This is a genomic window from Mesonia sediminis, assembly GCF_042684705.1.
In the GTDB taxonomy this organism is placed as follows: Bacteria; Bacteroidota; Bacteroidia; order Flavobacteriales; family Flavobacteriaceae; genus Mesonia; species Mesonia sediminis.
Genome location: NZ_JBHULZ010000041.1, coordinates 850,669 through 864,168 on the forward strand (window position 1 = coordinate 850,669; position 13,500 = coordinate 864,168).

Below are 13,500 nucleotides of genomic sequence, written 5' to 3' on the forward strand. Positions count from 1 at the left end.
CCAATCTAACATTAATAATGAATTCAATATCATCTCCAATTGTTAGTCAGTTGAAAAATTTTCAATTGACCAATGAAAGTCATCTCAGTCAATTAGCGCTGCATTTAAGTATAAACATTCCGAATCATTCATTTTACAATTTTGCTCTTTACAACTTAAGTAATCAGACATGTTCCACTTTAGTTGTAATACTTAGTGATGGCACTACTAATCGGTATAAAGATAAGCCTGTAGAAACCCAATTAAGTCTTGACATCGATTTAAGTTTATTGAATTTTACTTCTATTATAAACCAACAGTTACAAATTATTTCTTATCATCAACTTCCAGGAGAAGTTGAACCGTCACCGATGCTCGAAAATTTAAAAGAACTGGTCCTTGAACACCAAATGAACACCTATCAAATTTTATGTGAAGATGAAGCAAATCAACATCTACAATATCCTATCGAAGCCTGCGGCGGTATTATTTCAAATGCTTAAAGCATTTATAATCTTGCAGTTTATATTTATATATGCATCGAGTTTGGCTCAGGAAAAATCGAAGCAAGTATTTGACTCTATCGCCTTTTATCAAAAGCAACTCGAGAAGCCAGATAACTCCAAATCTCGCGCGGATAATTTGGTGAAATTAGCACAAAATTACAATTTAAATGATAGGCACGATAAAGCCTCACCTTTACTTTTTGAAGCATTAGAAATCTACAAATCGCTAAACTTAGAAAAAGAATTAGCTTACTGCAACTACGAGATTTTTAACACGGGTAATGCCAAGAACAGCGAACAATCGAGGCGCCATTTACAAGCATTTTATGATTACGCAAAGAAAAAAAATAATATAAAAGCGCTGGTTCAGTCTCATCTGGGTTTTGGTGTATCTTACCTCTCAAGCAAAACTTATCCTAAAGCAAAAGAAAATTATAAAAAAGCCATAGCACTAGCAAGAAAAATAGGCGATAGTTTATCGCTTGTTCGGGCACGTGGTAATTTAGGTTTAATACATTCTGGGTATGAAAATCTACAAGACTCTGCCCGTATTAAATACCAAAAAAATATTGATTATTTACAAAGCACCACTGAGCATGAATTATTGGTGAACAACTTAATTAACTATGCCAATAGTTATGAGAAAGAAAAGAAGTTTAAACTAGCCTTGAATTATATAAATCAAGCAAAAGAAGTACCTATTAGCACTAATGTAGATCTATACCATAAGGTAATAAACGCAAAGCTTGCCCGCTATCATTATGAATTAGGAGACTACAAAACAGCTTTGGATTACATGTATAAATCTGAACAGTTACGCCGAAAAATAAACTATGAAAAGCAGAAAATAGCTATTGCAGATTTACAAGAGAAATATGAGGCCGAAAAGAAAGAAAAAGAAAATATCGTCTTAAAACATGATATTGAAAAAAAGGAAAAGGTACAGCAGCTCTTATGGGCCGGTATAATTTCAGCTTTAGTGATAGGATCTTTAATTGTATTTTTAATATTGAAAAATGCACGAAAAAAACGAGAACTTATCCGTAAAGAGGAACAATTAAAACAAAAACAAATTGAAAAAGAACTCAAAGATCAAGAGTTAAACAGTATAGATACATTAATTGAAGGTCAAGAGAAAGAGCGGCAGCGATTGGCTGAGAATCTACACGATAATTTAGGTGCTACTCTTGCTGCCCTAAAAATTAATTTAATGCAATTGCAAAAACCTGATGCCAATTTTAAGCAACAAGCCTTACAAAATGGAGTGGAATTGATTAATGATGCTTATGAAAAAGTACGAGGGATGGCCCATGAAAAAAGTACTGGGGTGATTGCTAAAAAAGGATTATTACCCGCAATTAAAAAGCTTGCCAACCAATTTTCTACCCAAGATTTAGCAATTTCTGTAGAAGATTTTGGTTTAGATAATCGTTTAGATAATAGTTTAGAAATAAGAATATACAGAATTATTCAAGAATTACTCACCAACATCATTAAGCACGCTAAAGCCACACAAGCTATCATATCGCTAACCAATCACGACTCATGTCTCAATATTATTGTTGAGGATAACGGCATTGGCCTACCCAAAAATTTTAAATTTTCTAACCAAACAGGAATTGGCTTAGGAAGTATTGAGAAAAGAGTGGAAAACCTGATGGGAACCATTGAAATTGATTCTAACCCTCAGCGGGGAACAAGTATAATTATAAATATACCCTTATGATAAAAATTAGCATTGCAGAAGACCACCAGTCGTTAATTGACGGTATAGATTTGTTACTGAAATATGAAGAAGACTACAAAATTATTCATACTGCTAATAACGGAAAAGATTTGCTGGAGCAAATTAAAAAGAAACAACCCGATATAGTTTTAACCGATATTCGCATGCCCATTTTAGACGGAATAAGCCTCACCCAGACCATTACTCAGCTCTATCCTAAAATTAAAATAATTGCTTTTACCATGTTTGACCAACTGGAAGCCATTGAACAAATGCGCCAAGCCGGCGCACATGGATATATCTTAAAAAGTTCTGGTCTCAATGATCTTAAAATAGCGATTGATACTGTCTTAAAGGGTGAGAATTATTATGATAAAGCCATAGATATAAACAGTCTTGGTCAAAATATTAGCAACAAAAAAACTATTTTAAGTAAATCTGAACGTGAGATATTGCAACTCATAGGAAGAGGGCTTACCAGCAATGAAATAGCAGAAGAACGCTATTGCTCTGTTTCAACGGTAGAGACCCATAGAAAAAACATGATTAAAAAGCTAGGTTTACAAGGAAAAGGAGAATTGCTGCGCTATGCGATCGAAAAAAAATATGATTTCAATTAAAAAGCCCCCAATATTAACTGGGGGCTTTATTCAATTAACTTCTATTTTTAATTTTCTAAGGGTAAAAAGCTATAGTTTTTGCTGTAATTGAGCATTTGATGCATAAAAGATTCAGGTTGCTCTACGGTAATTTTTATTATTTCTCCGTTTTCATTCATTTCTGGTCTTAAAATAGGATTTACAAAACCGCTATAAGGTTTGGCATTGAATTTTGCATTTCTTTCGATCACCTCTTTATGCAACTCTTGATCTACTTTAACGCCATAATTCTCGACAAGTGCCTTAACCGCTTTAAAATCACCTTCTGACTTAATTCTTTGGGTTTCTTTAAGTAACTCTCCAAATAATTCGCGTAGTTTTTGATAATCATTGATTACAAAATAGGTTTTACCTTCTTTGTTAATTTTTTCAATTACATTATCTTCTTTCCCTTTTTCATACACCCAAGCGCTTACCCATTGTCTATTTCTCATATGAGCCTCCTCAATATCTTTACCAAGTTCAATTCTAGCTAATTGGGTCATCAAACCATTTCTAATATAATCATTATAAGCAGCTTTACCTAGTTTCTCACTATCATCGGTTAAACCGAGTTCTTGCAATTTAGGGTCCATTAAATAATATAAACCAACCAAATCTGCTCTTCCTTCTTCTAAGGTCGATGCATATTCTTTTAAAGTTTCTTTGGTTTCTCCAACGCCAGGATTAAGTTTACCCGAAGCGTGCCCAACAACTTCGTGCAAAGCAGTATGTAATTTATCGGCCAATTTACCATATTGTTCAGATAATTTAATTTCTTCTTCGGTATAGGCAAACTCCCTTAACTTATCAGTGCCTCCAGCATTGTTGTAAGCATTTATAATATTACCCAAGGAAACTGATTTACTACCATGCTCTTGTCTAATCCAATTGGCATTAGGTAAGTTTACACCGATGGGCGTGCTAGGTGATGCATCACCTGCTTCACCAGCTACAATAACGGTTTTGTAAGTAACTCCCTTTACATTTTCTTTTTTATGCTCCTTAGCAATTGGCGCATTGTCTTCGAACCACTGCACATTATCTTCTAATACAGCCATTTTTTTTGACATATCGAAGTCTTTAATCTGTACGATATTTTCGAAAGACCCACGATAACCTTTAGGATCATTGTACACCTCGATAAATCCGTTAATGTAGTCAATATTTCCTTCGGTAGCTTCAACCCAAGCCACATTATAATCATCCCAAACCTGTAATTCACCAGTGGTGTAGTACTCTATTAAAAGCTCTAAAGCATCTGCTTGCGCTTCATTTTCAGCAACAGTTTTTGCTTTTTCTAACCATTCAATTACTTTAACGATTGACTCATGGTACATACCGTCAACCTTATACGTTTTTTCAACTAATTCCCCATTTTCCTTCACAAGCTTAGAGTTTAATCCAAAAGAAAGTGGCTTTTCTGGATTAGGTGATGTTTTTTTTGCGTAAAAATCATCCACCTCAGCTGCCGTCACCTCTACTCCATAAAAATTGGTTGCTGATCCTTTCAGCAAGCCTTTTGAAGCATCTAAGTTTACTTTTTTGGCATCTTTATCATTAAAAATCACCTCGAACACCTCATCTTCAAGATTATAATTTGTTTCAGTTAAAAGGGTTTTCAAATAAGATTTCTCAAATTCTGGTTTTATTTTATCGTTAGAGTAATGGTGATGGATACCGTTTGAAAACCATACACGTTTTACATAGGTCATAAAATCATCCCAAGAAGCTGTGCTTTTATCGCCATTGTAATTATTTACAACATGCTCTAAGGCCTTTCTTATTTTCAAATTATGTCTGTAATTTTGATCCCAAATAATATCTCTCCCGGCGAGTCCAGCTTGAGTTAGATAATAAACTAACTTTTGCTCTTTTAAACTTAGGTTTTCCCAACCGGGTATTTGGTAACGTAAAATTTTAATATCGGCAAATTCTTCGACCACATAATCAAAATCTTGTTTATGATCTATTTCGGCCGTCGAAACTTCTTGTTTTTCTGAAGTTGCTTTTTCTTGTTTACAAGCCAGCACACTTAGTGCTGCTGCAAAAAACAAGGGAATAAATTTTAATTTCATCTTAATTAATTTTATTTTTAAACAGTTTAAAACTTTCATGGACGAAAATAAGTATATTCGTTTTACCATGCTCAAGACTTTTGTATGAAAATATTTAAATATATCTTTTTATTGTTCTTAGTTGCAATTATAGGTACTTCACTCTATGTTGCCACACTAGACGGGAATTTTAAATATACGCTTAGTCAAAAAACCAAAGCTCCTGGTTCTATGGCTTTTAAACAGATTCAAAATTTTGAGAACTGGGAAAATTTTGTAACCGACTCTACTGGTTCACCTATAGTTTTAAAGCCAAAAGAAAATATTAGGTCAACAGATTTTATTGCCCAATTTAGTAAATTTAATGAAATAAGTGGCGAAATAAAGACAATTGAAAAGCAGCCTTTCTCTAAAATAAAACAAAGAATGAACCTGAATCAAGAGAGAAACGAGGCAGAGATTAATTTAGACTGGACAATACAAGAAATCGAGTCTCAAACGCAAATTCAACTTACACTATCGGGAAAAAGAAGTTTTTTGGCAAAATTATTTGGTATTTGGAGAACCCCAAGTCTAGATAAAATTATAGCCGATAATTTTGATTTAAGTTTAAAAAATCTGGATGAATATTTGATCCGTGAAATGGAGAAAACAAGCATCTCTATCGAAGGTGTGACTCAGTTTAGTGGCGGTTATTATTTGTATGCTTCTACAGCTACTAAAAATAATTCCGATTTAATCGTAAACAAGAGCAAAAAAATAATATCGCAAGTTGAAAACTATATGCAGCGTAATAATTTAAAGGCTTCGGGTTCTGGTATCACAGTTTTCAATAATATAGATACCTTGAATCAATCGGTTATAATCTCGGCAGGCATCCCTATTTCTTCGCGAGTAATCACGCTTAAAGCGGATGATGTGCTTACCGGGTTTATGCCCCAAAAAAGGGTTTTAAAAGTTACCTTACAGGGAAATTATAAGAGTTTAGAACAAGCTTGGGAAAAAGCTCATGCTTATGCACAGCAAGAATTCTTAAATGTGGATGAGCAAGCGGAGCGCTTTTTGATTTACGTGGTAGCTTCTGACCAAGAAGAAAACCCTGCCCAGTGGATAACCGAATTGTATTTACCTTTGAAAGAAGCTGAAAGCGGAACAACTACAGAAGAACTTCAACTAAATGAATACAACTAAATGAAAGCTTTTTTATTGGTATTTCTTGGAGGCGGATTAGGAAGTGCTTTACGCTATCTTATACAGCGCCTTTATAACACTAGCACATGGCCTTTGGGCACCATGTTAGTGAATATTCTAGGTTGTCTTATTATAGGCTTTGTAGCTGGTTATCTAATAAAAACCGAAAAGTATTCTATTTCTTTAAACTTATTAGTTATTTCTGGGTTTTGTGGGGGGTTTACTACCTTTTCAAGCTTTGGATTAGAAGGCGTTAAAATGTTGCAAGCTCAAGCTTATTGGCAATTCCTAGGCTACACTTTATTAAGCCTTTGTTTGGGCTATTTAGCCGTAGGTGTTGGACTATTTATAATGAAGGTTTCTTATTGATCTTTGTTATACATTTTTACCCCTGCCAAAACCGAAAACTCCAAATGATTGTCTGCCGGCGGAATAGGGCAAGAATAGCGTTTATTATATACGCAATACGGATTATAAGCCTTATTAAAATCTAATTTCAAGGTTGAGGGATTAGGGTTGCTCATCCATATATCTAAGTACCTACCCCCTGCGTAAGTCTCTATTCCGTTAGACAAATCCGTAAAGGGTATGAAAAAATAATTTTCATACTCAGGATTTGACTTTAACCGCTGGTTCTGGTATACATTCAACTTATAAGACTCTTTCTCATAGGTAAAATGTAATTCGCCATACTTTGAGTACAAGGGCAAACGACTGGTGGTGGTTTTCATAGCAAAAACCGAATCGTTTGCAGTACGAACAAATTTAGCTTCTAAAATAAAAGTCGAATCAATTTCAAAAAACGATAGCGATTGGAATTCGGCTAAATCTTCTTTCGTCAATGGAGAAGAATCTGGATTTTTAAACTTTTCGTTTAAGTCAGCTTGATATTCTTTCGCACTAATCTGCTGTTGCGCCACGCTAATTGCACTTAATAGGCATATGCACATTAAAAAACAATAAGATAAATTAAACTTTATTCTCATTTTGTAATAATTAAAATAAAAAAACTGCCCTATAAAAAGAGGGCAGTTTTATAGTCTACATATTTCTTCGGTACTGCCCCCCTACTTCAAATAGAGCCTCAGTAATTTGACCTAAAGAACATACTTTGGTTGCATCCATAAGCTCTTCAAAAATGTTTTTATTTTGAATAGCCGCTTCTTTAACGCGTTCTAGCGCATCACCTGCACTGTGTTCATAGGTTTTATGCAATTTTTGAAGGGTATTAATTTGGTTCTGCTTTTCTTCTTCTGTAGCTCGAATTACTTCACCTGGGGTAACTGTGGGCGAACCTTTACTACTTAAGAAGGTATTTACACCAATTATAGGAAAATCTCCATTATGCTTTAATGTCTCATAATACAGGCTTTCTTCTTGTATTTTTGAACGTTGATACATGGTTTCCATAGCGCCCAATACACCTCCTCTTTCCGTAATTCTATCAAACTCTTGCAATACCGCTTCTTCAACCAATTCGGTCAATTCTTCGATGATAAAAGATCCTTGAATAGGGTTCTCGTTTTTAGCCAGCCCTAACTCTTTATTGATAATTAATTGGATTGCCATTGCGCGTCTTACAGATTCTTCTGTAGGAGTTGTAATAGCTTCATCATAAGCATTGGTATGTAGAGAGTTGCAGTTATCATAAATAGCATACAGCGCTTGAAGTGTAGTTCTAATATCATTAAAATCAATTTCTTGCGCGTGTAAAGATCTACCAGAGGTTTGAATATGATATTTTAGCATTTGTGCCCTAGGATTGGCTCCGTATTTTTCTTTTAGTGCTTTGGCCCAAATTCTTCGAGCTACTCGACCTATTACTGCATATTCAGGATCAATACCATTAGAGAAAAAGAAAGAAAGGTTAGGACCAAATTTATTGATATCCATACCTCTGCTTAGGTAATACTCCACATAGGTAAATCCGTTAGCCAAGGTTAAAGCTAACTGAGTGATTGGGTTGGCTCCTGCTTCGGCTATATGGTAGCCCGATATAGAAACCGAGTAAAAATTACGCACTTGATTTTCTATAAAATATTCTTGTACATCGCCCATCAAACGCAATGCAAATTCGGTAGAGAAAATACAGGTATTCTGAGCTTGATCTTCTTTTAAGATATCGGCTTGAACAGTGCCGCGCACCACGGCTATGGTTTCTTTTTTTATTTTTTCATAAACCTCCTTTGGTAAGACCCTGTCTCCTGTTACTCCTAATAACATTAGTCCCAAGCCGTTATTACCTTCTGGCAATTCACCTTTATAGGTTGGCCTTTCTAATCCGCTTTCTTGATAAATCGCCTTTATTTTTTCCTCAACTTCTTCCTCAAGACCATTTTCTTTAATGTATTTTTCGCACTGCTGATCTATGGCTGCATTCATAAAGAAACCAAGTAACATAGGAGCCGGACCATTAATGGTCATACTTACCGAGGTTAAATGATGTGCCAAATCAAATCCGGAATATAGTTTTTTTGCATCATCTAAGCAGCAAATTGAAACCCCAGCATTACCAATTTTACCATAAATATCTGGTCTTAAATCGGGATCGTTTCCGTAAAGGGTAACCGAGTCAAATGCCGTAGAAAGTCTTTTTGCAGGCAAGCCCAAACTAACATAATGAAATCTTCTATTGGTTCTTTCTGGTCCTCCCTCACCGGCAAACATTCGGGTAGGGTCTTCTCCTTGGCGTTTGAACGGATATAAACCTGCGGTATAAGGGAATTTTCCTGGTACATTTTCTTGAAGAATCCACAATAATAAATCACCCCAAGCCTTATATTTTGGTAAAGCTACTTTAGGGATTTGCGTATGTGACAACGAAGTGGTGTGCGTATCTATTTTTATTTCTTTATCTCTTACTTTAAAGCTATAAATAGGATTCTCATACTTCTTAACGGTAGTTGGCCAATTTAAAATCTCTTCCCAATTATAGGGATCTAAATCCATTTTCACTTTATTGAACTGAGCGATTAATAGATTGATTAAATCAATATCCGATTCATCCTGCAAATCGTTTTTTATCGCCTCCTCGTCTAGACCATTTTTATTTAAGTAAGCATATTCGTTTTGATCCGAGGGTTTAATATCAAGCAATGTGGTGATAGTTTTATATACGCCATAAAGTTTTTGAGCTACATTTACCTGGATATTCACATTTTGATCGTAGGCTCGATTATTCTCTGAGATTTCGGAGAGGTAGCGTACCCGTGCTGGAGGGATGACAAATATCTTCTCAGACATTTCATTGGTAATATGATACTGACTATTCAATGATGCATCGGTTTTTTCGGCCAGGGCATCCATGATATTTTTGTACAAGGTATTCATACCGGGGTCATTGAACTGGGAAGCAATGGTACCAAATACCGGAATATTGGCATCGTCTTCGTGAAAAAGATGATGGTTTCTCTTGTATTGTTTTTTTACATCGCGCAAAGCGTCGAGAGCGCCACGTTTGTCAAATTTATTTATAGCTACCAAATCAGCGAAATCAAGCATGTCTATCTTCTCCAATTGCGTAGCAGCTCCAAACTCGGGAGTCATAACATACAAGGAAACATCAGAATGGTCTAATATCTCGGTATCGCTTTGTCCGATTCCCGAAGTTTCTAAAATAATTAAATCATACTGCGCTGCCTTTAGCACTTGAACTGCCTCGCGCACGTGTTTAGATAAAGCCAAATTTGATTGTCTTGTCGCTAGAGAGCGCATGTAAACCCTTGGAGAGTTTATAGCATTCATACGAATACGATCGCCTAGAAGGGCTCCTCCCGTCTTTCTTTTTGATGGGTCTACCGATATAATTCCAATAGTCTTATCGGTAAAGTCAGATAAAAAACGACGTACCAATTCATCTACTAAAGATGACTTTCCTGCTCCTCCTGTACCTGTAATTCCTAATACAGGAGTTTTACAACTTTTATTGATTTCGTGAATCTCATCTAGTAAAGTTTGAGCTGTTTCTGGAAAATTCTCTGCAGAAGATATCAAACGGGCCATACTTCCCGCATCTTTATCTTGTACTTTCTGCAGTGCTATATTGGCTTTATCTCCCAAAGGATAATCTGATCTCTCTACCAAATCATTAATCATTCCCTGCAGCCCTAGTTCCCGACCATCGTCTGGACTATATATGCGTGTAATTCCGTAGGCTTCTAATTCTTCGATTTCTTCAGGAAGAATTACTCCTCCTCCACCTCCAAAAATCTTAATATGGGCTGCATTTTTTTCTTTAAGTAAGTCATACATATATTTGAAATATTCTGTATGTCCCCCTTGGTAAGAAGTCATAGCAATCGCATTTGCATCTTCTTGAATAGCGGTATTGACCACTTCTTCGACACTACGGTCATGCCCTAAATGAATAACCTCAACTCCCGTTGATTGTATGATACGACGCATAATATTAATTGCGGCGTCGTGACCATCAAATAAAGATGCCGCCGTTACAATTCTTACTTTATGCTTGGGTTTATATATTTTTATATTTTTCATAACAAACATTCCTTTTTTTAAGTGCGTAAATTTAAGAAAAACTAATTACTTTTTGTCTCGATTCTCTATTTTGAAACCTATCCAAAAGGAATGACTATAGCAAGCCTACAATTATTTTAAGTCAAAATCTAAAGATGATACCTAATTTTCTTAATTTTGGTAGCAATACAAATCGATATCTTAATTAGTCAAATCAGTTTTAAATCATTTCAATTATGAAAAATCTTTACTTCTTTTTATTTATACTAGCCATTTTTAGTTTTCAGTCTTGTGCAGAATTACAAAGCATTGCTAGTCAAATTCCTCAAGAAAACAAAGTATTAACCAATCAAGATATCGCACAGGGGTTGAAAGCCGCACTGCAGAAGGGTGTTGACCAGGAGGTTAAAAAACTTACTTTAGAAAATGGATTTTACCAAAATGAGGCGGTTAAAATTTTATTGCCTAAAGAATTGACCAAAGTTGAAAATACGCTTAGAGATGTTGGACTTGGTAATCTGGCAGATGAAGGGATTAAAGCCTTGAACCGAGCGGCTGAAGATGCTGTAAAAGAAGCAACGCCTATTTTTGTAAATGCTATTTCGCAAATGACTATTAACGATGCGAAGAATATTTTAATGGGTGACCAAAATGCAGCAACGGCGTATTTAAAAGCCAAGACCAATCAAGAATTATATAACAAATTTAACCCGGTAATTCAAAATTCCTTTCGCAAGGTTGGAGCAGACCAAATTTGGAGTAATCTCATCACCAAATACAACCAAATACCCCTTACCAAAAATGTTAACCCCGATTTAACTGATTATGTAACGAACCAAGCATTGAAGGGTGTCTATTTTATGATTGAACAAGAAGAAAAACAAATAAGAAACAATGTTAGTGCACGGACAAGTCAAATTCTTCAGCGTGTGTTTGCACTTCAAGATCAATTTTAATTAATATTAACTCTTTTTACCAATTCCTAAACAAAAAAACAAGATATTATATTCTAAATTGATAACAAAAAAACGAACATGTTTTGGAAAAGTAAAAGAAGTCGGATTGATCGTTTGAAAGAAAAATATCAAACGCTTATGAAGAAGGCATTTCTTATAGCCCCAAAAAACAAGAAAAAGAGTGATTACTTGAATCGGCAAGCAAGGCGTATATTTCAAGAGTTGAAACGCGCCGGCTGGAACAGTCAATATTTTTAATTTAAAATGCTTAAATCCCTAATGCGATGAACCAAAATGCTGCCGATAAATTTCTAGAATCTGCTACTGCCTACTACCAAGAGTTTATTGGGCTTCTTCCAAAAATTGGTATTGGTATATTAATTGTAATCCTTGGAAGTCTCATTGCTAAATTAATTTCTTCATTTTATTTAAAAAGAATAAAGCGTAAAACTACCGACCCTTTGATGGCAAGATTCCTAGCGCAAGCCATCAAAATTAGTTTTATTTTATTATCATTTATGCTAGCACTCGAAATTGCTGGCTTAAGCAATATTGCCGCTGGAGTTTTGACAGCAGCTGGTGGAGCTGCTATTATTTTAGGATTTGCTTTTCAAGACATTGGGAAAAATTTTTTAGCAGGAATTATCTTAGCGTTCAACAGACCATTTCACATTAATGACACCATTATGGTAGGTGATTTTTTTGGTAAGGTAAAGGCCTTAAATTTTAGGTACACCCATATTAAAAGTTCAGATGGTCGTGACATTTTTATACCTAACTCTGATGTACTTACCAAAGCGGTAGAAAACTATACTGCCGACGGTTTTTTTAGAAATGAGTTCATCGTAGGAATAGGCTATGAAGATAATATTGAGCAAGCCAAGGAAATAATCATGGGTATTATTAATAGTCAACCAGAAATCATTCAAAACGATATTGATCATCAAAATTTTGTTACCGAAACAGAACTAGCGGTTAACGCTGTAAATCTTAAGGTTTTCTTTTGGGTGGACACCCAAGATTATAGAGTGTCTTCACGAATTTTCAGAGGGCTTATCATCCGTAAAGTAAAAGAGGCTCTAGATAAAAGCGGCTTTAATCTCCCCGCTAATATTACTGAACTCAAACTATATAAAAATACAGAAGATATTCCTTTGCGTCTTAAGAAGGATTAATTCTATTAATTTCTTTGTGTAAGTTAATAAAGTATGACATAGCTTTAAGTAAGCGTGAACCGTACCAGCTAAAAAATTCTCCATTAACCAATACAACCTTATCTTGTAAGTTTTCAGGAATTTCTTGGATGTGCTTTTCTTTAAACGGAAAAGGTTCTGATGAAAAAAAAATGAAATCTACTTGAGGAAATTTATTCCAATCGATTACTGGATATCTTGATTGATGAGTGTAAGCATTTTGATAGCCTGCTAAATGCAAAATATGGTGAATAAATGTCTGATTTGCCGCAACCATCCAAGGATCTTTCCAAATAAAATAAGCTACTTTTTTCAATGGCGCTTTATTTATTTGTTGTTGTAGCTGTTGTTGTTTTTGGTTAATAGCTGCAAGCATTTCTTCAATAGCTAAATCGCAATTAAAAATAACACCATATTGACGCATTAGCTGGAAAGCTTCAGGAAGCGTATTTACATCTGAGACATGCACCGGTGCTATTTTTTGAAGTTCGTCAACCATCTCTGGTGTATTTTCTTCTTTATTACATAGAATAATATCTGGGTTTAATGATGCAATTTTATCTAAATGCACTTGCTTGGTACCGCCTACTACATTACTTTGTTTACGGATTTTTTTAGGGTGCACACAAAATTTAGTCACGCCCACCAATTTATCTGCTAAACCTAAATCGAACAACAATTCTGTTTGACTTGGCACCAAACTGATTATTCGTTGTGGAGCTTTATCCAAACATAGCCTTCGATTTAATTGATCAAAAACTTGCATAGGAGGCTATTT

General features: G+C 35.0%; 12 protein-coding genes. 8 read left to right on the forward strand and 4 right to left on the reverse strand.

From position 1 onward, the window contains the following. The first annotated feature begins 17 nt into the window (after positions 1-17). From ACFSQ0_RS11915 to ACFSQ0_RS11925, 3 genes are read left to right on the forward strand one after another with little or no spacing between them, the layout of a single operon-like run. Positions 18-482: a hypothetical protein gene (locus tag ACFSQ0_RS11915; RefSeq protein WP_379048551.1), complete on the forward strand. Its 465-nt coding sequence runs from the start codon at positions 18-20 to the stop codon at positions 480-482. Then, entirely contained in the window at positions 418-2,211 is a 1,794-nt protein-coding gene (locus ACFSQ0_RS11920; protein WP_379048553.1) for a tetratricopeptide repeat-containing sensor histidine kinase, read from the forward strand. Before ACFSQ0_RS11915 ends, ACFSQ0_RS11920 begins: the two co-directional genes overlap by 65 nt. After that, entirely contained in the window at positions 2,208-2,831 is a 624-nt protein-coding gene (locus tag ACFSQ0_RS11925) for a response regulator (protein WP_379048555.1), read from the forward strand. The genes ACFSQ0_RS11920 and ACFSQ0_RS11925 overlap by 4 nt, the downstream gene beginning before the upstream one ends. Before the next feature lie 47 nt (positions 2,832-2,878). Here the strand turns inward: ACFSQ0_RS11925 and ACFSQ0_RS11930 are convergent, their stop codons facing one another. After that, on the reverse strand, positions 2,879-4,927 hold the full coding sequence (locus ACFSQ0_RS11930) for a dipeptidyl-peptidase 3 family protein (protein WP_379048557.1): 2,049 nt from the start codon (positions 4,925-4,927) through the stop codon (positions 2,879-2,881). A gap of 84 nt (positions 4,928-5,011) precedes the next feature. On the opposite strand from ACFSQ0_RS11930, the gene ACFSQ0_RS11935 reads away from it, so the two are divergent. Together ACFSQ0_RS11935 and crcB are read left to right on the forward strand one after the other, a co-directional pair. Further along, positions 5,012-6,097 carry a hypothetical protein gene (locus ACFSQ0_RS11935; RefSeq protein WP_379048559.1) on the forward strand — a complete coding sequence of 362 codons (1,086 nt, stop codon included), beginning with the start codon at positions 5,012-5,014 and terminating at the stop codon, positions 6,095-6,097. Continuing rightward, positions 6,098-6,466: a fluoride efflux transporter CrcB gene (crcB, locus tag ACFSQ0_RS11940; protein ID WP_379048561.1), complete on the forward strand. Its 369-nt coding sequence runs from the start codon at positions 6,098-6,100 to the stop codon at positions 6,464-6,466. Here crcB and ACFSQ0_RS11945 read toward each other — a convergent pair. Beyond that, entirely contained in the window at positions 6,460-7,083 is a 624-nt protein-coding gene (locus tag ACFSQ0_RS11945; RefSeq protein WP_379048563.1) for a DUF1684 domain-containing protein, read from the reverse strand. The two genes, crcB and ACFSQ0_RS11945, sit on opposite strands and share 7 nt — an antisense overlap. Before the next feature lie 55 nt (positions 7,084-7,138). Further along, a complete protein-coding gene (locus tag ACFSQ0_RS11950; protein ID WP_379048564.1) occupies positions 7,139-10,594 on the reverse strand; it encodes a methylmalonyl-CoA mutase family protein in 3,456 nt (1,151 codons plus the stop codon). A gap of 215 nt (positions 10,595-10,809) precedes the next feature. On the opposite strand from ACFSQ0_RS11950, the gene ACFSQ0_RS11955 reads away from it, so the two are divergent. The 3 genes from ACFSQ0_RS11955 to ACFSQ0_RS11965 all read left to right on the forward strand — a co-directional run bounded on the left by ACFSQ0_RS11955 (position 10,810) and on the right by ACFSQ0_RS11965 (position 12,704). Then, the gene (locus ACFSQ0_RS11955) at positions 10,810-11,529 is read left to right on the forward strand and encodes a DUF4197 domain-containing protein (protein ID WP_379048566.1); all 720 of its coding nucleotides are present in this window, start codon (positions 10,810-10,812) and stop codon (positions 11,527-11,529) included. 78 nt (positions 11,530-11,607) lie between these two features. Beyond that, positions 11,608-11,787 carry a Lacal_2735 family protein gene (locus ACFSQ0_RS11960; RefSeq protein ID WP_379048568.1) on the forward strand — a complete coding sequence of 60 codons (180 nt, stop codon included), beginning with the start codon at positions 11,608-11,610 and terminating at the stop codon, positions 11,785-11,787. A 26-nt stretch (positions 11,788-11,813) separates the two neighbouring features. After that, positions 11,814-12,704, forward strand: coding sequence for a mechanosensitive ion channel family protein (locus ACFSQ0_RS11965; RefSeq protein ID WP_379048570.1), 891 nt, complete (start codon positions 11,814-11,816; stop codon positions 12,702-12,704). Here ACFSQ0_RS11965 and ACFSQ0_RS11970 read toward each other — a convergent pair. Beyond that, a complete protein-coding gene (locus ACFSQ0_RS11970) occupies positions 12,691-13,488 on the reverse strand; it encodes a helical backbone metal receptor (RefSeq protein ID WP_379048572.1) in 798 nt (265 codons plus the stop codon). The genes ACFSQ0_RS11965 and ACFSQ0_RS11970 overlap by 14 nt on opposite strands. Positions 13,489-13,500 lie beyond the last annotated feature (12 nt).

Coding starts and splice junctions, on each gene's coding strand:
- ACFSQ0_RS11930 (WP_379048557.1), bottom strand. CDS start 4,927: ATGAAATTAAAATTTATTCCCTTGTTTTTTGCAGCAGCACTAAGTGTG.
- ACFSQ0_RS11955 (WP_379048566.1), top strand. CDS start 10,810: ATGAAAAATCTTTACTTCTTTTTATTTATACTAGCCATTTTTAGTTTT.
- ACFSQ0_RS11920 (WP_379048553.1), top strand. CDS start 418: ATGAAGCAAATCAACATCTACAATATCCTATCGAAGCCTGCGGCGGTA.
- ACFSQ0_RS11950 (WP_379048564.1), bottom strand. CDS start 10,594: ATGAAAAATATAAAAATATATAAACCCAAGCATAAAGTAAGAATTGTA.
- ACFSQ0_RS11915 (WP_379048551.1), top strand. CDS start 18: ATGAATTCAATATCATCTCCAATTGTTAGTCAGTTGAAAAATTTTCAA.
- crcB (WP_379048561.1), top strand. CDS start 6,098: ATGAAAGCTTTTTTATTGGTATTTCTTGGAGGCGGATTAGGAAGTGCT.
- ACFSQ0_RS11925 (WP_379048555.1), top strand. CDS start 2,208: ATGATAAAAATTAGCATTGCAGAAGACCACCAGTCGTTAATTGACGGT.
- ACFSQ0_RS11965 (WP_379048570.1), top strand. CDS start 11,814: ATGAACCAAAATGCTGCCGATAAATTTCTAGAATCTGCTACTGCCTAC.
- ACFSQ0_RS11970 (WP_379048572.1), bottom strand. CDS start 13,488: ATGCAAGTTTTTGATCAATTAAATCGAAGGCTATGTTTGGATAAAGCT.
- ACFSQ0_RS11945 (WP_379048563.1), bottom strand. CDS start 7,083: ATGAGAATAAAGTTTAATTTATCTTATTGTTTTTTAATGTGCATATGC.
- ACFSQ0_RS11960 (WP_379048568.1), top strand. CDS start 11,608: ATGTTTTGGAAAAGTAAAAGAAGTCGGATTGATCGTTTGAAAGAAAAA.
- ACFSQ0_RS11935 (WP_379048559.1), top strand. CDS start 5,012: ATGAAAATATTTAAATATATCTTTTTATTGTTCTTAGTTGCAATTATA.